This is a genomic window from Calditrichota bacterium, from assembly GCA_013112635.1.
In the GTDB taxonomy this organism is placed as follows: domain Bacteria; phylum Calditrichota; class Calditrichia; order Calditrichales; family J004; genus JABFGF01.
Map to the genome: position 1 here is coordinate 1,265,254 of JABFGF010000001.1, position 23,098 is coordinate 1,288,351.

A 23,098-nucleotide genomic window follows, 5' to 3' on the forward strand; every position below is an offset into this window, starting at 1 on the left:
TGTCTTCGATTAAAAGAACTAAGCATTGCCTACTTGCCCATTATTACTTCTATGATATGTGTTTTGTTGTCTTGGAAATCCGGCAACATATTACCTTCAATTCTTTTCCCGTCCACACAAATTGAACTGACTCCTTTGCTGATATTATCAGGATTTGTAATATGGATTTTATACAACGCATTTCGATATTGCTTTTCCACAGTAAATTCGTTCCAGGCTTTTGGAATGCAAGGGTCTATCACAAGTCCATCAAAATCCGGCCTTATCCCTAAAATATATTGTGATAAAACCACAAATGACCAGGCTGCTGTTCCGGTTAACCATGAGTTTTTCGCTTCACCCGGAATAGCTGCGTCACACCCGGCAGACATTTGGCTATATACATATGGTTCAGATTTATAAATATCTATCTGCGATTCTTTTGACGATGGGCATACACTTTTATAGTAGTCCATCGCCTGGTCACCATTCCCAAGAATTGTTTCAGCAATTTGGATCCAGGTATTATTATGAGTAAAAATTCCAGCATTTTCTTTGTAACCAGGAGGATAAGAACTAATTTCCCCAAGCTCTAAATGGTACTCAGAGTATGCAGGCTGTTGAAGCATAATCCCATTATCTGTTGATAAATGTTTTTTAACACTTTTCAATGATTTCCGGGCAACACCATTTTCGGTACCTATTCCACCCATAATGCACCAACCCTGGCTTTCAATAAAAATCTTTCCTTCAGTACATTCTTTTGAACCAATTTTATTACCATTGGCATCATAAGCACGTAAAAACCAATCGCCATCCCAACCAGATTCCATTATAACCTGCCGCATGTCTTCAGCATGTCCAGACATTTTTTTAGATTTCCTTTTTTCACCAAGATTATTATATAATGCGGAAAGATCTTCACACGCTGCACAAAACAATCCTGCAATCATAACTGATTCTGCAGTCTTGCCATCACTTTCATGCTCAGCTAACTGAAAACTTTCTCCGGGTGTTGTAGAAAAACAATTGAGGTTTAAACAGTCGTTCCAATCTGCATGGCCAATCAATGGTAAATTGTTCGGCCCTCTATTATCTAAGGTGTATTTTACGGAAATATCAAGGTGGTCAATTAATGTGGCGTCTTTCTTTTCAATATCTGCAAAACCAACTTTTTCTTGCAAAATTGATGTATCACCTGTTTCACGTATATAAGCTGATGTCGATAAAATAAGCCATAAAGGATCGTCATTAAAGCCACCGCCAACATCGGCATTACCTTTTTTTGTAAGCGGCTGGTATTGATGAAAACATGTTCCGTCAGAAAGTTGTGTTGCTGATATATCTAAAATCCGCTGCCTGGCCCTGTCCGGTATCATATGGACAAATCCCAATATATCCTGGTTGCTATCACGATAGCCCATACCGCGACCAATTCCTGACTCATAAAAAGATGTTGACCGGGATAGATTAAATGTTACCATACATTGGTATGGATTCCAGATATTTGCCATTCTATTGACCAGATCATCTTCCGTATTAACCTGGAATTTATTTTGCATTCCTTGCCAAAAAGAAGTTAAATCGTTAAATGAGTTTGATATTGACTCTTCATTTTTTAACTGTTTTTGAGTAGAGTAAAACTTTTCCTTATTGATCACACCAGGTGCGATGTGTTTATTTTCATTTTCATTTTCTTCATAACCTAGCAGAAAAGAAAGTTTTTTTGCTTCGCCTGCAGAAAGATTCAAATCCAACTGGTGTGAAGCAATAGGCTGCCAGCCATGTGCAAAACTGTTTTTGCTATTCTTGTTTTGAATAACAAGCGGATTACTTAAATCTTCATGAACCCCAATGAATTGATTACGGTCTGTATCAAATCCTGAAATTTCCTGATTACAACTAAAAAATGCATAATGATTGCGTCGTTCCCTGTATTCTGTTTTATGAAAAATAGTACTCTTTTCAACTTCAACTTCACCAATCGAATAGTTTCTTTGAAAATTGGTCATATCATCGTATGCATCCCATAAGCACCATTCAACAAAGCTCCATAATTTAACATTTTTCACTTTTTGTGATTTGTTGATTACAGTTACGTTCCAAACTTCTGTATTAAACCCGGGTGGTACGAAAAAAGTTATTTCAACAACAAGATCGTTTTTCTCAGAAATAATTTTTGTATATCCCATTCCATGCCGGCATTCATATTTATCAAGTGCAACGCGCATAGGTTTCCACATAGGATTCCAAACAGAGTCACCATCTGCTATATAAATATATCGCCCGTTCGAATCTAGTGGGATACTATTATATCTGTAACGCGTTAATCTGCGCAAACGTGAGTCTTGGTAAAAGCAATAACCACCAGCTGTATTTGAGATAATCCCAAAAAACTTTTCACTTCCCAAATAGTTGATCCAAGGCATCGGAGTGTCAGGCCGAGTTATAACATACTCTTTATTTTTATCATCAAAAAAACCGTATTTCATTAAAGATCACTCCATTGGATACAAATTATTTCACTAATATCATTTTTTTAATTTTACTGTAATTAGTTGCTTTTAAAATATAAAAATATACTCCGCTTGCCACTTTTTTATTATTTTTATCAAATCCATCCCAATAATAATTATGTTCTCCACTTTGCAACTGTGTATTAACGATTGTATATATCTCTTTTCCTAAAACATTATAAATCGATAAGTTAACATCTTGTTGGCTGGGTAAATTAAATCGTATTGTGGTACTAGGATTAAAGGGGTTTGGCCAATTTTGAAATAAAACAAAATTCTCAGGAGCTTCAAATTGTGGAGATATAATAGTACTGGTTTTTATATTTTCAAAAGTTACTTTGAAAATCCCACCTTCACCGGAGTCAATTGATAGCTCCCGTGTTATTGGATTATAATCATCAAAAAGACTGTCATTTAGCAACACATTAGTTACAATTAGATTTTCATCTTCAATTGCCAGTGGATAAAGTGAAATTGATCGGGCACTGTCAGTTGCAGGAAAATAATAGTACAGCTCTGCAGGTTTTTGGTGAATAAAGAGATTTCCATAAAGATATGTATAGAATGCTAATTCCACAGAATGGTAGCCGGCTTTCCAATAAGATGCTTTTGATGTTCCAAGTGCCTGGCCCGTTCTGCTGGTAGATCCAAAAACATCACCATATACTTTATCCCGAAAATATTTCATGTAAAAAGAAAGTGTTTCATCTGCTTTTTGAAGGAATAATTCATTTCCGGTTATGTAATAATTCATAATGGCGGCTGTAAACATTTGCTCCATTTGCCACCACTCTTTGTTCGTATTATATCTTTGTCCTGTCAGGCCGTTGTAATTTGTATAGCAGCCACCGTATTGATCATCATAACCTTTTGCCAGTACTTCGTCAAGCAGCAAAGTAGATCCATCAATATATTTTTGTTCAGGAATTATTAAATAGATTCGTGCCAAACACCATGCTGTTTTAAGAAAATGGCCTGTAAACGTAAATGTACTTCCTAAATTTGGATTCCAATCAGAATCATAATTTTCAGGGAATCCATATTCAAAAGATTCCATTGCAGGAATCATGTGTTCTATAATATTATCGCCAAGAATTTTTAACCGTTCTTTATAGAACTCACCACCATATAGTAAATAAAGATTTAGCGCATTTGTTGTAATGGCATCAACAGTTGGTGTAAATCCTTTACCTGTCGGATTTGACCAATCCAAATCAGCTTCATCATAATATCCAACATAGCCTTCCCTTTGGTCCCAGAGATAATTATCAATTACATCAAACCCATTTTGTAAAGCCTGTATATCTTTTGAATTGTCCGTCGCCTCCACCATGGATGCAATACCTAATAAGGCATAATGCTGCATAAAAGACCACTTCCGGCCATTGTTCCAGGTTCCGGTTTCATTTTGAGCCAATATCCTTCCATTCCTGGCCATTTCATTATACCATCCACCATGGGTTGAATCCCATGCATGGTCGTACATAAAATCCAATCCACCGCGCGCATATTTTATATAGCTTGTGTCGCCGGTTATCATAAACGCTTTTGCCATTGCATATGCATTTCTTGTTTGGCTTAACATCGTTTTTAGAGCATATCCGTCGCTTACAGTACCATCCCTGCTGACGTTACTGGCAAAACCATTTTCAATCGAATCATATGTTGCCACCCAAAAGGTAGCACAGCTATCGATGAAGGAAATATTTTTATCAGTATTTACCAGATAATTACTTTTAATGGCATACTGGCCATAGCTAAAAGATGTATTGACCAAACTGATGATTAACAGGAATCGATTCATTTTAAAAGTAGTCTTTAGCTTGTTGAGTGGTTTAAAAAACAGAATTTTCATTTATGTGCACTACTTTTCTTCAGTATCCAGTTTATCATACCATGTTTTCTTTAAAATGTAGGATGTAAGAGCGAGTACCAAAACTGCAAATGCAGTATAATAATAATCTTGAATTATTAAATATAAAGCCAGTACAACCATACTGGTTTGCCAAACAATACCAATAAGTACGTTGAACATATCCAGTTTAAAACTGCTGTCGTTTACAAAATTTGGGTTTTCCGCAATCACTGCTTCATGAACAGGTTTCCAGAATCCCCATGGTCTAACTTTTGAATAAAAACCTTTTAATACAGACATATCTTCTGCGGGGGTTAATAAAGTGGCGCCAATACTTCCTGCCAGGGAAATAACTAAAATAATCGGAAACAGATAAACATCTTGTAGAGTTGTAAGCTCAAAAACCTCCATGATAATGGGTTTTAAAAATGGTACAAACAAAGAAGCTATCAAACCTGTAACCATTCCCCAAAAATATCCAAATCCATTAAAACGCCACCAAAACCATTTTAAAAGATTTGCAGCAGCATACCCACCCCATAAAGCATTCACAATCCATTGGGTTACGGAATTGATTGACTCAACAAAAAAACCAAACGTGACACCAACAACAACAATCCCTAAAGAAGATATATAGCTCATTACCACATATTTTTTATCTGAAGCTTTGGGATTAAAAAATCTCTTATATATATCATTAACGATGTATGCAGGCGCAGCATTAACGGTTGCTGCGAACGTTGACATAAAAGCGGCTAACAGCCCGGCCATGAGAACCCCAAGCAGACCAACCGGTACAAAATTACCCAAAGCATAAGGAAGGATAAGCTCAAAGTCGATATTATCTCCCATTGCATTTAGCTGGCCATTAAAATAAACCAACGCTAAAACAGAAAGGCCTCCTATCATCATATAACGTGGAAAAAATAATGCGACACTTACCATTCCACTCATTTTAGATGCTTCTGCCGGGGATTTTGTAGCCAAAATTCTCTGCATATCATAATTGGGTGCCGGGCCAGCCGCGCTAATTAAAAAACCTTTAAAAACCATCATTCCAAAAAATAAGGCAAAAAGCGAATAACCATCTCCTGTAATTTTAGCATTTACAGAGTCAAGTATTCCCGACCAATCCATATCTAACTGCCATCCAAATGCAAGGCTTTTCCATCCTTCCGGAATAACCGCATTTAAAGCCTCCGGGCTTACCAGGTTTATAGCAATTACACCAATCGCAATTGAAGCAATTGTCATTATAACAAATTGAATGAGCTCTGTTAACACAACACTGTACATCCCACCTTTAACAACGTATAAAGTGGTAATACCCATAAAAATAAGGGCATACGTATTTTCAGAAAGCTCCCAGGGTAAAAATTGTGCTGAAAATTTGCCTATGCCCTTAAAGCCATATGCCAGAAAACCAATTACACTTACAAGGGCAAAAATGACAATTATTATGTGAGATAAGTTAGCTCCTTTATTGACACCAAATCGGGTTTTTATCCATTCAGCCCCGGTCATTACGTTTGAACGCCGTAACCATTTGGATAAAAAAATCATTAAGAAAATCTGGTTAAACACTGGCCACAACCAAGGTATAAATGCGCCTTTCAGGCCATATACAAAAGTTATATACACTAACCACATTGTGCCCGTTATATCAAACATCCCGGATGCGTTTGAAACACCAAGCACATACCATGGGATAGAATTCCCACCCAAAAAATAAGAGTTGATATTCTTTGACGCTTTTTTCGAAATATAGAATCCGATAAAAATTGTTAACAGTATGTAAAAAGCGATAATAGAAATATCAATAATATGTAGTTCCACGGTGATCCTTATGCCGGGTTGAATAATATGAGGTGTTAATAAATTATAATTAGAGGTAAAAAAAAGCGCCTAATCTAATTAGACGCTTTTAAGAGTTCTTTACTTAATCAGCATCATTTTTTTGGCAATGCTACTACTACCTGTTGTTAATTTATACACATAAATACCGCTTGGTAAGTCATGTCCATTAAATATAGCATGATTTGCACCAGCAGACAATTGCCCATTTATAAGCACTGCAACTCTTTGCCCGAGAACATTAAATACTTCTAATGAAACACGCGCTGCTTTGTCAAGAGTAAAATCAATTCTGGTATTTGGATTAAATGGATTCGGAAAGTTCTGCTTTAATTCCAATGTATTAGGAACACCAAATTCATTCTCAATAGCTGTAATTGTACCATTTAGTTTTGCAGTTCCAAATAAAGCTGGAGTGTTCCAGGCAGTTGCACCTTCATTCCACCATTTGCGATTAATTTGAACTTGCTGTGAATCCATATCACGATTCGAGATTTCAAAACCAATTGTTTCGCCATCTACCAAATCAAGTGCATAATTACTAAGAGTATCTGCAGAGATAGCTATCTCTAAAATATAACCATTGTCAGTTTCTGAGAAAACATATTCCCCTTGTCCTGGTGTTAAAGATGTGTCTTTATCTGAATTCCAGATCCAACGCCATTGAACATCATTAGCATCATACCCTGTAGCCTGATCATTTTTGTCGTTATTGCCATCAAGGAAAAGTTCAATATTATCTCGATCCCAGTCATTCCCTGTAGAACTATCTAAAGAATCATCAACAACTTCAACAGCAATATAAAGTGCATCTTCGTCAAAGCCTGCTCTGAAAGTAGAGAAATGATCTTCCCAACTTGTTAAAATTCCATCTTCCAGATCACCATTTTCAATTGTTGTTAAGCCAATAGCAGGAATACCTAACCAGCCGGCGTCATCTTCAATAACACCATCAATTTCAGGTGCTTCCTCAACTTCATTTATATCCAGAGTGCTTTTAACTTCACGATCTGTTAATTTAGCTGTACCAAACAAAGCTGGTGTATTCCATGCTGTTGCGCCGGCATTCCACCATTTAATATTGTTTTGAACTGCCTGGCTGTCCATATCTCTGTTTGAGATCTCAAATCCAACTGTTTCGCCATCTGTTAACTCAAAAGCATATGCAGAAAGCGTATCTGCAGAAATAGCTATTTCTAAATTATACCCTTCATCTGTTGTTGTAAAAGCATACTCACCTTGTCCCGGTGTTAATGAAGTGTCTTTATCTGAGTTCCAGATCCAACGCCATTGAACATCATTATCATCATATCCTGTGGCCTGATCATTTTTATCATTATTACCATCCAGGAATAGTTCAACGTTATCACGATCCCAATCATTACCAGTCGAGCTGTCCAGGGAATCATCTACAACTGTAACAAATATATAAAGAAAATCCTCTGAGTACATTGTCCTGAATGTAGAAAAATGATCATCATAACTATCTACAACATCAGAACCTTCTTCATAAGTCCTTAATACAACAGGTGTAACATTTTTCCACTCTTGATCTAATTCACCATCAATGGTGATTGTTTCCTCCGTTAAAGGAATTAGTAATTTCCCTTCTTCAACGGTTTGATTGCCTGCAAAAAGAAATGCAGATAATATTAAAACAAACAATGATTTAGATAGCAATCTCATCATTATTTTTCTCCTTCTTTGGTTAAGTGATTAGTTAGTAATTTATAGCGTTGATGATGTGTTTTTTTTAATTAATATAGTTATGCCAGACTACTATTTTAGCCGTCACTAGCGACCGATATAATCCGCCCCATTTATTCCCATATCGAGACGTTTTATTCTTATTATCCTGTTTGTGGCCTCGTTATCAAAAGTCAACCCATTGTGTACATAAGCATAATTGCCATTGCCCCAAACAATCCTATCTATTACAACCGGTAAAATGCTTTTATCTTTATAAATGGGTGTAACCTCTCCTGAGGAATTAATTGTCAGGATTCCATAGTCTTTTCTTTTTTCACTGGTAACATAAAATCGGCCATCCGCATCTATTTCAAGATAGTTAAAAGCTTCTCCTCCAAATTCACCTATTGTCAAATTGTGAAGAAGGCTTTTTTCACTTAACGCACCAGTGTTATCAAGAACAGTGTGCTCCCAAATTGCCATCTTTGGAATTCCCTGATCACTACCTTCATATTCTGCTAAGACATAGAGTTTGCCGTCATAATAACGGATCCCAAAAATTTCAAATTTTTCATCATCCTCATATTCAACAATTTTATTGCTTTTGTCTTCGAGTACCGCAAAAAGCCCTGATTTTCTCCCGGCATAAAGAATGTTAACTCCTTTATGCTCAACAAATCCCAAACGATAGACCGATTTACTTAACCGTACAAATTCTTCATCTTGTCCTGTTTGAAGATTAATCCTGTCTATGTCTTTTGAATCGGAATAGTACAAATAATTATTTGGACCATTTATGAAATCCCTGGCTTTATCATCTTTTAATGAAGTGTTTATGATTTCATATGAACCATCTGGAGCTACTTTATATAATACACCTCCATCAATAAAGACATACAGGTTCTCATCTGAGTCCATCGCAATATTGCTGATATTCTCTAACTCATCCCGTAAGTCAGTGTACTCATTTACAATTTCATCAAAACTATATGGATAAAAAGAATCGAGATTTATCTTATCTCTATTTACAATTGTAATCCTGGTACTATCTTCAACAAAACCAGGTCTATGGAATTGGATCTCTGTTTCACTAAAACTAACCAGGTCTGCTACTGCAGTTGTATCCGGCGTTTCCAGATAAACAATGTTCGATCCTGAGTCTGGTGAAAAACCAGTTCCGTTAATTGTAAATATAGAGACTCCCGCTGTTCCTTCTGAAGGAGAGATAGGATTTGCTTCATCCATTTTAGCCGATGATGAGCTGGTTAAAGGGGTGTAGATTGGATCCGGGGAATCATAAGAATCACACGCAATAACTATAATTCCCATTAATAAAATTGTTATAAAAATGAATAATTGTTTCATTTCTTCTATCCTCGTTTATAATGAAATTTTCGCTGTGATCCTTTGAACTTTGTCGAAAACTCCAAAAGGGCTGTATGCATAATCAAAATGAAAACCTGAGTATTGAATCCCGGCACCAAATGAAAACGCGTCTTCATCATTATTTGAAATAAAACCTGAGCGCAATGAAAGTATATTCATAAGTGTATAGTCCAGACCGATTTTAATTTGTTCTGGGTGAGACCTTGGATGACTGACATCTATCGAGACCAATAATTCTTGATCTACAGGGTTTATTGGAATCCATTCAAATAAACTTGTTGATGCACCAATGGTAAATAGTAATGGAAGCTGAAAACTCTCAACTTCGTATTCAATTTCATCAGAAAAATTCCGAATTGTCATACCAAAAACTATTCTCTTAAATTCAGTATCAAACTGAGTACCAAAGTCAAAGGCAATTGCAGAAACTGTATTTTGTTTTGTCTTATAATCAGAATTACTAACAATAATGCTATTCCCCAGGTTTTGATAAGTTGCCTTTAAATGACCACCAACAGAAAATTGATTCGTAATACTTTTTGCATAGCCAATCCCCATCGCCAAAGCTTTTGGATTAAATACACCTGTTTCTATGAACCCTAAATCATTATTAGCATTAATTGTCCCAAGAAAATCTCCATAATCCACAGATTGTAATGAAAGCCCTATTACACCATAATCTCCGTTAAATGGCTTATAAGCTATACTTAGCACTGCATGGTTAATTTCCGCTATCCATTTTGACATGCTAAAATTAGCTTCAATAGTTCCATCGATTTTCGCTAATGCTGCCGGATTGCTAAACAATGAAGCTGAACCCATTTCCCTTGCTGTAACAGCATCACCAAGGCTGCTTGTATGTGCGTCTGATGTTACACTTAAAAATTGGAAACCGGTCTGTGCAATTTTATTTCCAGCTTCTAATTGAACAGCTATAAACCCAATAATTAAAATTGTTAAAATATTTAGTATTCTACTTTTCACTATTTTCTCCCTTAAAAAGAGTTTTTCAATCATTTTGGAAAATGTAATAGAACTCTAAAAGTACTAAGATTCTCAGGTTCTGATACTCTAAACCTCACAAGGTAATCACCACTTTGGGCTGAAAATGCATATCGTGCTTTAATGGCAGAAGTAACAACCGGCTCGGATCTTGTTGACAGATCATAAGTTGTGAAGCAAGCAATCGACGGAATTTCCATATCAGAATTCTTTTTTTGATATGTAGAATCTCGATTAACTATATCCATTACAATATAGACATCTTCATTTGACAAACCTTCTACATATTCTTCATTATCATGTGTAATGAAAGCAACCAAATCACTTGAAGTATTAATGGACGCGTAAGAAACTGATTCCCCTGTCGGTATAGAAATTTGTACTAACGAATCACTATTAATAGACATTGTCCCGGCTAATATATCATCATAACGAGAAGCAATAATCTCACCTTCGCTCATTGAGGCAAATGTGGCGGAGTCAACCAAAGAACTTAAACTAACTGTATTTCTTTCAACTGACATAACATCCATAGAGTCTAACGGCAGAGATAAAATATCACACGCCATTTGATCCACTGCGTTGATTTTGAAAGTTTTATCCGAATCATATTCATCCGGAATAATGCTATCACATGAGATTAACATGAGAAATAGTAAAAATGTGCATACCCTAAATATTTCTTTTTTAGTATTTAATTTCATTTTGTCTCCATGAATTAGCGAATAATGACAAATCTTCTAAAAATATTATCACCTTTTTTTAAGCTTATTGAGCCGCTATTTTGGTCAATAATATCCTGCATCACCTCAAAGTAGGCTATATATACACCGCTAACAACTAACTGCCTGGAACTAGTCAACTGTTCCCATGTCTCATCACCTGATCCATCATCATGGATAATAGTGTTAACTAAATCCCCTCTTTCTGTAAAAATTTTAATTTTACAATTGGCAGGAAGTCCATAAAATGCTATTCGATCTTGAGTGGTTGTTCCGAATTGTAACTCCTGGGCCCGAATATTGTATGGATTTGGAACTACACGTATTTCGGATAATTTTTTCCCGGGAGGCCTTTTTAATGTGGCAGGTTGATTTGTAAGTGTATAAAACATGCTACTTTCTAATGGGGTGCCCGAATTCGTAACATCCGTATTTGTAGATCCATCATCATATGTTACTACATAGTAATAGTAATCAACTCCACGTTTTGCGCTTTTATCGTCATAAGATGTTTCAGTACCATCGTATATTAATTGAAAAGTAGTGTCAGGCCTGTCAACCCCTCGATAAACCCTATATCCTGCAAAGTTGGAAAATGCTGTCTCGGGTGGTGTCCATTTTAATTGTATCCTATCTCCTCCACCAATAACAGAGAAGCTTGTAGGTGCAGGTGGCGCAGGATCACTAATAACACCGCTAGTTTCAATTTCATTAAATATTCTTTTTGCATTTCTAAATGCTTTATAAAGCGAATCTTTTCCTGTCTCAACCCAGGTTCTTTTATATTCATCAGCTGATGATGCTTCAGATCCATTTGGAAGAATTAAGTTTTCGTTATTTGCCCAGTTAACTGTGACTTGTTTATTAGTAATAATGTCAAGAGAACCAATCGCTTCAACCAATACAATTCTAATACTATCACCATGTTTCATTAGAGGATATGGGCCAAACCCCTGAGCTGCAGAATAACCACCATTGTCATCTCCATAGTCATCAGCAAAACTTTCACCAATTAATTCTGCATGGCTTTGAGGAAGATGCCCTGCTGTCATATGCTTTGTGTACTTACGCGACATGAGATCAGCATTGTATTGGTTTACACCCTGATCATCTCTGTCGGAACCCATAAATTTTGTTGTTTTCGGTTGGAAAATATCATCAGCTTTATTATCAACGTCTGTATCTGCATGAAGAACTGCAATTCCGACATACTGCGCACTAACCATTTTAGAGTTTGTCGGATTTGGTTGACCAATATCCCGAAGAAAATTGCCACTACCACTGTGCGGCCCAAACCAGTTAATACTTGCTCTAAATTCTGAACCATCCGTTAATCCGTTTTCACCAATAACATCGTTTACTGCATTTCTTCCATAATTTTGATTGCTGTATGCCCATCCCTGGACAAATGCTTCATGGCCAAATGCTAAACGATGCTGCCAATGAAAAACAACGTCTTTTAGATCTTTCTGAACTACTGTACCGTTATTGTCTATAATCCCGGTATTTTTAAATACATAGTCATAGATGTAGAAATTCTCATGATTTTTCTGGGCAAAATAGCGCACTTTTTTTGTTACTGTAATCCCAATTGATGTGTGCGTCCTAATTACAACCATGCGGTCTTCACTCATATCCGGGTCGATAATATCAACCTCATCCCTGTCATCTAAATCTGATGCTGGTGCGTTATCAACCAAAACCACCGGATGATCATACCGTCCAATCATTTCAATTTTTTCAGGATAGATCTCCGTATTTAAGTTTAAAACTCTGCTACCCATGCATACCACTTTGTGCGCATAATTTTCATTTGAAACAGGATCATCATAATCTGTTGTTCCTATCCACATTACACCAGCTACATTATGGTTTTGATTAGCAAATTGAGCAGGATAAATTAAACCGTCTATTTGATCTGTGTTTTCGCAACAGGCACGCCCTCTCCGCCCATATTCTATTTCAGCCAATCCATTAGAAAACCAATGCCTTAGTTGACCGACCCACATCCATTTAATTTCTTGTGGACCACTTACTTGTGCTTTAACAGTTTGTACTTCACCAAATAATAACAAACCTGCTAAAAGAGCATAAAACAAAAGACCGCTTTTTCTATTATTAGAATTTTTCATTTTCCCTCTTAGTTTTTTTTCACCCACTATATTCTAAAGTTCATATGACAGAGTTAATCCAAAGAATATTTGCCTAGGGTTTAAGAAATTAAAAGATGTTTGATTGGGCATATCTATATATGCCTTGTTCTTTAGTATTTTATCCATTTTACTTTTTGATACTTCAACAACTTCATTGTCTATTCTTTGGTAATACTTCTCATCCGTGGTCAGGTAAAAAATAGCGCGTGTATCTTCGATAATTGAATCTTCTGTACTGACAATTTCAATTGGCTGGAAAGCAACACCGCTTTTGCGGTAATCACCAGGTCTGTCATCCCCTTCGATATTGTCATAAAATTTGCTTTTGGGAAGATGTAACGATTCCATATAGAATTGATAATCAAAGTCATCATAAAAACCGGCGCCACTTAATCTTTTATGATTTAATAAATTATCTACCTCTGTAAAAAAGGTAACTTTAAGTTTATTGAACCTGAAGGATTTGTGAAGACGCAATCTTAAATTGTGATGATCGGTAACTTGAAGATTTGAGAAAGCTTCCAACCCACCTTTTGGAGCGTATGTAATAAACTCACCCGCTTTCCAGTTTGCAATAAAGTTCAAATGCCATTCAGACAACGGATTAATACCGAAATAACTATCACCAAAATCAGCAGGTGTAAAAAATGAAAGCCCCAGGTTTGCACGTGGTCTTGGTAAAGGCTTATCCTGTTCCTGGTCACGTGTGTTGCGGTCATAATTACGCTGTTCTGTAATTGACTCAAAATATCTGTCTTTGCCAAAATGACCGGTACTTATTACTTCATAAGTATAATTTGCAAAAGCATTCCACCATTTTCCGCCAGATTTTCTAAATGTTAACTCTAGTCCACGAATATCTTCATACCCATTATTAGTGGAATTTTCATAATTAATGTTATTTCCATCAGAGCTTGTTTGCCTAAACTCCTGGTCAGTTATATCATGATAATAAGCGGCCATTTGAAGCAGATAATCATCAAACAGTAAATGATCGTATCCTAATTCATAAGAAATTGTCTTTGCCTGTATTAAATTTGGATTACCAATACTTGCAATAGTTCCTGTGGTTGATCTACTCCTATTAAAAATTCTGTCATATGCCGGCATTTGTTTAAAATGCCCATAATTAAAGAATAACTTCGAATTTTCACTAACGGGATGAGAAATACCGAGACGGGGACTGAAGGCAATATCAACCTTAGCATCCTTTTTATCTACCTGCTCTAAATTGCCATCTTCGAAATATTCATCATATCGGTCTACATCAATCCATTTTTTATTTGGGTTGCTAATATCCATTCTTAACCCAAGGTTTATGATATATCCGTTGGTTTCGAATTTATCCTGAACGTAAAATGAAGCTTTATAAGGATTTACTTTTTCACGAGAAATGTTTTGCGCACCAAGACCATAGTTTACCCAACCTGCTAACATATCAAGGTCATAATAAGAAAAATCAAAACCCATTTTTAGTAAGTTTTCAAAGTTAATTTGATTTGAATAATCAAACTTCAACGCATACGAAGACACATTACTTGAATCCCTTGCCTGTCCGGTATGTCCGCCGGTAAACATCCCATCAACACCTGTATCTTCTAGCGATCCGGAGAAACCAAAAGGAGTTTCGTCAACAAAAAAACCAGGGGCGATTTCAAATCTTTTAGTATAATCCCGGTCACGTATCGGCCCCGTTCTATATTTTCTGTTTATTACATCAAAACTAGCATCATAATATGAGCTACTGTTAATTGTATGAGTTAATTTTGCTGAAATTGCTGAGTGTTCAACAACAGCTTGACTGTACCACGAGTTTACAAACAATCGTCCAGATCTTTGATCACCAAGATTAGTCGCAATAGCCAATGGTGATCTAATAAAAAGTGTTGGGTCCCATCGAGAGCTTCCTGCAGGCGGCCCCCATGATGGGAAATCACTTAGAAATTGACCGTCTTGCTGGTTATAAGGAACATTATAATTAGTCCCGGCCAATGCTGAAATGGTTAATTTCATATTGTTTTGTATATCTGAGGTAAGCTTTAGAGAAAAACTTTGGTCACGGAAATCATCCCTGCTTAAAGGCACCATCAACATTTCTCTTTCGAAGCGATAACTTGCAAAAAAACGAAGGTTTCCCAAGCTTTCTGCAAATGGGACAGGACCGCCAAAACCTATATCCGTTATATAGTCGGCTTCATCATTTTGTGCCCTTTGCCGTCTTTGCCATTTCCAAAGCTGTTGTAATGCAAGTGGTGAAGCAAAAACATCGTCTTCTGCCTTCCCATTAGTCAATTGCCTTTCGGAAAGGTTGTTCCAACCATCAAATGTTGGGTACTGTCTTCTGGTATATTCATCCCATGGGCCATTTTGTGTTCCAACAAACGCCACATCCGGGTCTAAAAAAGGGCGGTTCCACATTGAATTTGCACTGAAAGGAGAAATACCAAAATACTTTTTTGAAGGGGGGCTATATTTTATGGTTGAAGAAAAATAATAATCCTGCCGATCCCCTTCACGTGTAACAACATTTACAATTCCTGATCTAACCTGCCCGTACTCTGCGTTAAATCCACCGCGTTCAACCGCAACTTCTTCAACCGCACTTAATGCTAAACTTGTTATTGGTTTATTATTACCAGGATCCCGCAAAGTGAGGCCATCTACATTGAAGAGCATTTCATCTGCACTTCCACCTCTAATTTCAAAACCTTCCTGAACACCAGCTTGCAGCTCAACAACATTTTCGATACTTGAAACCGGTAAAGCATTTATTTCTTCAGCGCTTACCGAAACAACACTCGTAGCAACATCATCCTTAATAAAATCACGTTGAGCAACAACAATAACCGCCTCACCCTCAAGCGCCGTTGCCTGCAGTTCAAAATTCATTTCGGTAGTCTGGTCAATCTTCACAATTACATCTTTCGCCAAGACAGGTGCAAAACCAACCATAATGATTTCCAAGGTATAAGTACCCGGCTGTACATTCAGAATAGTATAGTTGCCATCAATATCAGCGGCCGCACCGAGATAAGTACCTTGAATTATTATGTTTGCGCCGGGAAGCGGTTCTTTGTTTTCCATATCTATTACCCGGCCAGCAATTTTTCCTGTTGTCCCGGCATTTACAATGGATGTTAGAAACACAATCAAAGAAATAATAAAAGATTGCATTTTTATAGATTTCATATTTTTCCTCCGGAAAGGCTTTGCGAAGATTGTACTGTTATGTACTGTTATGTATTACACGTAACAATTATATAAAATTTCAAAGCAAAACACAAATGTTTTGAGAAAATATTTTAGGTGGTATTTATTTTGGTATTTTTAATGATAAGGCAGGGATGAAATTTAGAGCGACTTTCTTTTAAAGAGGTACGTTGGAACAACTGTATTTATTTGGACAGGTCTACATATTTGTTTCCCTACAAGTTTTCCCATCTGATAAAAATCAATGGAAACCGTCGTAATCCCACCCTCCAATATTGTTTTAAATGGAGTGTCATTATAGGTTAAACAACCAATATCTTTGCCTAACTTAAAATTCATTTTCCTACAATATTTTATTAAAGAAACCAGGTCATCATCCTCGATCACAAAATAGGCATTATTTTTTTGCAATAGGCTTTCATCTAAATCATGCTCTACCTGATATTCAATTCCATTTTGTTGACAAAATTTTAAGAATGAATTCTTTGTACTAATCGGATGGTGCTTTTCCTGAGGGTAAACAAGAAAAAGTTTCTTGTATTTTCTGATACTATCCAATGCATCGCCTAATGCATTTTCAAAACCAAAATCATGAGATTGAAAAATACTTGAATAGTCAGTTTTTTTTGTACTTATGGCAATGTCCAAAAGAAGGACTTTTTTTGGATCTAACTTCTTTAACGATTCTTCAACTAATTTATTTTTAAATGGCATTATTACATAATATTCATAATCATTTCTATATTTTGTAATAAGATCTCTAAAAAATATTGGGTTATAATGATGAGAATAAATATCCAGGCTTGCCTTATCTTTTACAACCTCTTGCATGCCTTTAAAAAGCTCTTCTTTATATGAGGTGTGTTGGGCATCAAAGAGTACAAAAACATTTGTTTTGATTTCTGAACGGCTATTATTAATATAAAAGCCTTTGCCGTGAACTGCCGTTATTATTCCTTTTTCTTTAAGAATATCATAAGATTTCACGACCGTGTCGCGCGAAAGATTGAATTCCTTACAAATAGAATTAATGGATGGTAACTTATCACCAATCGATAGATTATTGTTATGGATATTTTCAATTATATTTTTAATAATTTGTCTATACAGCGGTATTTTAATCTTATTATTTAATTGAAATAATTTTTGAAGGCTCGTTTTAGTAATCATTTTTTAACATCAGTTCTGTTTTGTATTTCTGTAAATTAAATCTAAGAAAGCAAATATTTGTTAATATATAGCTTTCCATTAATATTTACCTTTAAATTAATATCATATGGCTTTCGACATGAATAAAACAATAATAAACAAATCAAAAAAACCAAACATGAAAATTCCGATACGAAAAAAAATTCTATTTTTATTTTTTATTTTTTTCTCACTTTTTCTACTATTAACAGTATTTGAGCTCAGCCTGCGTTTATTCGATTACGGAGAAAATTTAGATCTATTTGTCCCTTACCCAGATGAAAACTCGGAATATTTGGGTATCAATTTAAATATCGGGCAAAGATATTATTACTATTATGGAAACGCATTTGACCCTACACCACAAAAAGATTTGTTTCTCAAAGAAAAGCCAAATAATGCTTTTCGAATATTTGTTTTAGGCGCATCAACAACAGCCGGTTTTCCTTATCAGGATAATATTTCTTTCCCCCGGTTTCTTCATACCAGATTGGCAAATACTTTTCCGGATAAAAAAATTGAGGTCATTAATACAGCAATTACATCCGTTAACAGTTACACTCTCCTGGATTTTATGGATGAAATAATAGAGCAACAACCGGATTTAATTCTTATTTATGCCGGGCACAATGAGTTTTTTGGGCCCTTTGGACCAGTGTCGGGAATTCAATTTGGTAAATATCCCTGGATGGCAAAAACTGTTTTATTTTTGCAAAGGTTCAAAACTTTTATTTTATTCCGGGATATCATTAATCCTCTCGTAGGTAAGTTGAATAAAAGCATAGAGATCAACCAAACTGAATCCAACATTAACCCTTCCTTTTATAAAAACACAAATATTTCTTTAAACAGTGACAATTTTAAATTGGGTTTGAAACAATTCACAGATAACATTAGTGATATTGTACAAAAAGCTGATGATTCTAACATACCCGTTATTATTAGTGAAATTGTAAGTAACATTAAAGAAATCCCACCCTTTCCAAATACCATTAAAGAGGACCGGGCAGCTGCGCTTTCGACGTACAATTCAGCTAAAGTTCTTTATACAAATGAAAACTATCTCGAAGCCCGTAAAAAATTTTACCAAGCCAAAGATTTGGATCCCATTCGCTTTAGGGCACCTGAAGCATTCAACGATGCAATTCATTCCATCGGCAAAAAATATGATATAATGATAGTCCCAATGAAATCCTTATTTGAAAGAGCTTCGAAAAACGGAATTCCCGGGAATAACATTTTCCTTGAACATGTGCATCCCAAAAAAGAAGGCTACTCTTTGATGGCCAATGCATTTTATAAGACTATGAAAACGAATAAAATAATATCAGAAAACTGGCCACCATTTAACAAGCCCAACTTGGAAAAATATGGTTTTACTAAATTAGATAGCATCTACGCAAATTTAGTTGTATTAAACCTGAAAAGCGGATGGCCCTTTTCAACAAAGTCCTTTAGCACAAAGTTACTCCCGGAAGCCATAAAACAGCAATTTTTCAAAACATCACCAATTGATTCGCTTGCAGCAGTTGCATACACCCAAAACGATTATAGCCTTCAGGATGCGCACATCGAGTTAGCAAATTATTATAAAACTATTGGAAAAACTGAACTGGCCTTTAAAGAATATAAAACACTAATCTATAGTATCCCCGGAATTGACATTTCATATAAAGATGCTTTAAACCTCTTAATAGATACAAAACAATATATGCGTGCCAGAGAACTATTATTAACAGCAGTAAAGTTTAATCCATCTGCTTACATTTTTAAATCATTAGGACAAGTAAATCTGGCACTATTTAGAATAGCAGACGCCATTAGTTCGTTTGAAAAATCAATTAAAATAAAACCCGAAGACAAACAGGTACTAAGAAATTTTATAAGGGCATATTATACAATTGGTGAATATCAAAAAGGGGATTCACTATTAAATGAATATAAAACTTCAACAAATGATTTTTCGGGTATTAAGGGTTTGGAAGAGTTCAGAGAATCGATGCGACTTAACTCAAAACAGGCATTTAATATGTTTCAAAGTGCAATGAAAAGTTATAATAAAAAACAAATAAAATTGTCAATGGATATTTTGCAGAAATCCTTAAAAAAATATCAAAGCTCAAGTGCAAACTTGGTTTTAGGAAAAATTATGCTTAAAACGAATAATATTGCAAAAGCTATAGAATTATTGGAACGAAGTGAACAGCTTTCCTTAGAGCATGATCCCTCCCTTTTAAACTCGCTTTGCATAGCGTATATAAAAAACGAGAATTTTGTTAAGGCCCAAAGAACTATAACTATATTCGAAAGATATTTCCCTGCAAGCGCCGATTTAGCTTATCTAAAATCATCGTTAAAAACAGCAAGGTGACTTTTTTCTAATCATCTATGTTTATAACTTTGTGAAAAACAAAAATAGCTAAAACCAAAACCTATTTTTTTGTCTAAAATGCCATGTTCTTCTCAGGTATAATAGTCCATTCATCAAAAATAAGATTGATCACAAAAGAATAAAATGGAATTAAGCATTATTACCTTTTAATATATTTGTAATATGTATGACAACCCACATATATTATCACAAAAATCAAATTGATTTAAAACTACCAAAAATAAAAAAACAAGGTCTAAAACAATGATAAAAAATATAGCTCTTTTAATCTTGATTTTATTGTTTACAGTTTGCGCAAATAATTCTAACCCAAAAAGCAGCCTGGTACAAAACACAGATGAACTGGAAACTTCAATTACAAATGCTAAAGCCGGTGACGAAATTGTTCTTGCCAACGGTGTTTGGAAGGATGTGCAAATATACTTTATTGGAAAAGGCACAAAGGAAAATCCCATTATTTTAAAGGCTGAAACTCCAGGCAAGGTAACATTAGAAGGTCAATCTTTTATAAAGATTTCCGGTGAACACTTAATAGTGGATGGGCTTTACTTTAAAAACGGTTACACACCTTCTAATACTGTAATAGAGTTTCGGACAAGCAAAAGAAATATCGCTAATAACTGCATTGTAAGAAATTGTGTTATTGAAGACTACGTTCAACCTAACCGTTATAATCCGGATCATTGGGTAACTTTTTGGGGTAGAAACAACCAGCTTGATCATTGTTACATTGCCGGTAAATTTAACCAGGGCCCAACCGTTCGTGTAAACCTCAGCGGCAATCAGCATATTTATAATTATCATCAAATAACCAATAATCATTTTGGGCCAAGACCACGAAAAGGCGGGCCAAAAGCGGAGACAATTCAAATCGGTGACAGCTACACCTCGATGACACCATCTTATCTAAATGTATCCAATAATTTTTTTGAACGATGCAATGGCGAAGTGGAAGTCATTTCCAGCAAAACCAATTTTAACAAGTTTAATAATAATGTCTTTTTTGAATGTGAAGGCTCCCTTGTTTTCCGGCATGGAAATTATTGCATGGCTGATGGCAACTTTTTTATTGGAAATAAGGATTCGCAATTCAATGGTGGCATTAGAGTTATAAATACGGGGCACTGGGTTACCAATAACTATTTTTATATGCTCAAAGGTGATGAGTTCCGAAGTGCATTGGCTGTCATGAATGGAATCCCAAAGTCTCCATTAAACAGGTATAACCAGGTTACTGATGTTGTAGTCGCACATAATACGTGGGTGGATTGCGCATCGCCATGGCAGTTTAGCGTTGGGGCCAATATGAACAAAAAGGATGTACTTCCCGCACGCGAGATTCGTTCTGCCCGCCCACTTAGAACACTATTGGCAAACAATATTATTTATAACAGCGAAGCGGATGAAACCCCCATCAAAGCATATGACAAGGTCACTGGTGTTTCATTTAAGAACAATGTAATTGATAATCAAAACAGTGCTTTTACGGAATATGATGGGATTGCTACAAAAAGTATAAAAATGCAGAAAATAAATGATTGGCTTTTTGCTCCTGCTGAATACCAAACACTCAATTCTGCCTATGCCGGATTTGGTTTCGAGGATATCAAAAAGGATATATTCGGTAATTCGCGCAAGGACGAAAATAGTATTGGAGCAATAAATAAAAATAACCAAACCAAAACCTTTGATATCGATAGAAGTAAATATGGCCCCGGTTGGTATTCATCAGAAAAGCCAAAAAATACTCCACGAACAATTAGTGTTTCGGCAGGCAAAGAGGCGCTTTTAAATGCTGTTTCTCAGGCAAAGAATGGTGATGTTTTAGAACTGATTGATGGAGAATACAACCTGGATCAACCACTAAAAATAAGCAAAAGAATTATCATCCGATCAAAAAATGAAAACAAAAAATCACAAATAAATTTTTCTGGTTCCAAAAATAGTCCTGCCTTTGAAATGAACCCCAAAGGAAACCTTATCCTAAAAGACATTTTATTAATCGGAAATAATGATCAATTTGCTTTTGCTTCTTTGGAAAAGAACATGTCTTTTGGCTATAACCTTAATGTAATGAGTTCACAAATCAGCGGATTTAAAAACATTCTAAAAGCTTACAGAGGTTCTTTTGCCGACACGATTTTATTTTCCCATACTGATTTTAGAAATTGTTTGGGTGGCATTGAGCTAGCCGCTGAAACTGATGACAAAGGCGACTATAATGCGGAATTTGTTTTTATTGAAAATTGTACTTTCGAAAATATCCAAACAGATGTAATCAATTTTTATCGTGGTGGATATGATGAATCTACCATTGGAGGGAATTTAACTATTACCGGCAGCAAGTTTAAAAACTGTGGTGCGCAGGAAAAGAGCAAAATATTACTTAAAACCCGGGGAATTATTAATGTGGAAATTTCAAATAATTCCTTTGAGAACAATCCGGTTAAATTGATAGCATTGTTATGGGGAGAGAAAAATAACCATCACAGTGAAAATACTAAAATTAACTCCGGGATTATTAGGGTTGACCACTATTTAAAGCAAAAACTTGTTTACTAATAAGTAAAAAATGTTGGATACAAAGTATTACTTATTCTTTGCAATATGTGCTTCCTGATTGTAAATATTATTTACCGGAAGCACTTTCCCGATTAAAGATAACACTCATTAGGTTATTTTCATAAAAACATCTCATAAACTATAAAGCCCTGCAAACTATAGTGTTTACAGGGCTTAAGCTCCGGCGGTTCAACATGATGACGAACCACTTCAATCTTACTGTTTTTATTGAGTTTACAAAACTTGGTAAACCTGGATTATCTTATCATAAACCCAAAATATTCTTCAATTCTGGTGCCATTCTTGTCCACTTTTACCGTATTTATAACATGACTAAACCAGGTAAAATAAGTAAAGATGAATATGCTTTAAAAAGGATAAAACGAGCCAACGATTATAGATCATTAATGGAGAGTAATAACTGGAATCAGGCTGAATTAGCTCGACATCTCGGAGTGTCCAAAGCTTGGGTAACTAACGTACTAAAAAATAAATAGGTGTGATGCCTATTTATTTATCTTGAATTTCAGTATTAAATATATTACCCTCGTTTTGGACATTTAGACATATGGACACAAAGTATATACATT

The 23,098-nt window shown here is 35.5% G+C and carries 13 protein-coding genes; 3 read left to right on the top strand and 10 right to left on the bottom strand.

Annotated elements, in window-relative coordinates; all coding sequences use genetic code 11:
* Nucleotides 1–29: 29 nt before the first annotated feature.
* The 10 genes from HND50_05115 to HND50_05160 form a co-directional block, all read right to left on the bottom strand.
* A complete protein-coding gene (locus HND50_05115) occupies nucleotides 30–2,471 on the bottom strand; it encodes a glycosyl transferase (protein ID NOG44587.1) in 2,442 nt (813 codons plus the stop codon).
* Between the two features lie 25 nt (nucleotides 2,472–2,496).
* A complete protein-coding gene (locus HND50_05120; GenBank protein NOG44588.1) occupies nucleotides 2,497–4,350 on the bottom strand; it encodes a T9SS type A sorting domain-containing protein in 1,854 nt (617 codons plus the stop codon).
* Between the two features lie 9 nt (nucleotides 4,351–4,359).
* Nucleotides 4,360–6,186, bottom strand: coding sequence for a Na+:solute symporter (locus HND50_05125; protein NOG44589.1), 1,827 nt, complete (start codon nucleotides 6,184–6,186; stop codon nucleotides 4,360–4,362).
* A 99-nt stretch (nucleotides 6,187–6,285) separates the two neighbouring features.
* On the bottom strand, nucleotides 6,286–7,893 hold the full coding sequence (locus HND50_05130; GenBank protein ID NOG44590.1) for a T9SS type A sorting domain-containing protein: 1,608 nt from the start codon (nucleotides 7,891–7,893) through the stop codon (nucleotides 6,286–6,288).
* A 105-nt stretch (nucleotides 7,894–7,998) separates the two neighbouring features.
* The gene (locus HND50_05135) at nucleotides 7,999–9,258 is read right to left on the bottom strand and encodes an IPT/TIG domain-containing protein (GenBank protein NOG44591.1); all 1,260 of its coding nucleotides are present in this window, start codon (nucleotides 9,256–9,258) and stop codon (nucleotides 7,999–8,001) included.
* 15 nt (nucleotides 9,259–9,273) lie between these two features.
* Entirely contained in the window at nucleotides 9,274–10,263 is a 990-nt protein-coding gene (locus HND50_05140; protein NOG44592.1) for a PorV/PorQ family protein, read from the bottom strand.
* 29 nt (nucleotides 10,264–10,292) lie between these two features.
* Nucleotides 10,293–10,928 (bottom strand): hypothetical protein, encoded by a 636-nt coding sequence (locus HND50_05145; protein NOG44593.1) that lies wholly within the window; start codon nucleotides 10,926–10,928, stop codon nucleotides 10,293–10,295.
* Nucleotides 10,929–10,999: 71 nt separating this feature from the next.
* Nucleotides 11,000–13,135, bottom strand: coding sequence for a fibronectin type III domain-containing protein (locus HND50_05150; GenBank protein NOG44594.1), 2,136 nt, complete (start codon nucleotides 13,133–13,135; stop codon nucleotides 11,000–11,002).
* 33 nt (nucleotides 13,136–13,168) lie between these two features.
* The gene (locus tag HND50_05155) at nucleotides 13,169–16,345 is read right to left on the bottom strand and encodes a TonB-dependent receptor (GenBank protein ID NOG44595.1); all 3,177 of its coding nucleotides are present in this window, start codon (nucleotides 16,343–16,345) and stop codon (nucleotides 13,169–13,171) included.
* Nucleotides 16,346–16,507: 162 nt separating this feature from the next.
* Nucleotides 16,508–17,536, bottom strand: coding sequence for a GntR family transcriptional regulator (locus HND50_05160; protein ID NOG44596.1), 1,029 nt, complete (start codon nucleotides 17,534–17,536; stop codon nucleotides 16,508–16,510).
* A 118-nt stretch (nucleotides 17,537–17,654) separates the two neighbouring features.
* Here HND50_05160 and HND50_05165 point away from each other — a divergent pair, with 118 nt between their 5' ends.
* The 3 genes from HND50_05165 (at nucleotide 17,655) to HND50_05175 (ending at nucleotide 23,005) form a co-directional block, all read left to right on the top strand.
* Entirely contained in the window at nucleotides 17,655–19,925 is a 2,271-nt protein-coding gene (locus tag HND50_05165; protein NOG44597.1) for a hypothetical protein, read from the top strand.
* A 264-nt stretch (nucleotides 19,926–20,189) separates the two neighbouring features.
* Nucleotides 20,190–22,508 (top strand): alginate lyase, encoded by a 2,319-nt coding sequence (locus HND50_05170; GenBank protein ID NOG44598.1) that lies wholly within the window; start codon nucleotides 20,190–20,192, stop codon nucleotides 22,506–22,508.
* Between the two features lie 194 nt (nucleotides 22,509–22,702).
* A complete protein-coding gene (locus tag HND50_05175) occupies nucleotides 22,703–23,005 on the top strand; it encodes a helix-turn-helix transcriptional regulator (protein NOG44599.1) in 303 nt (100 codons plus the stop codon).
* Nucleotides 23,006–23,098 lie beyond the last annotated feature (93 nt).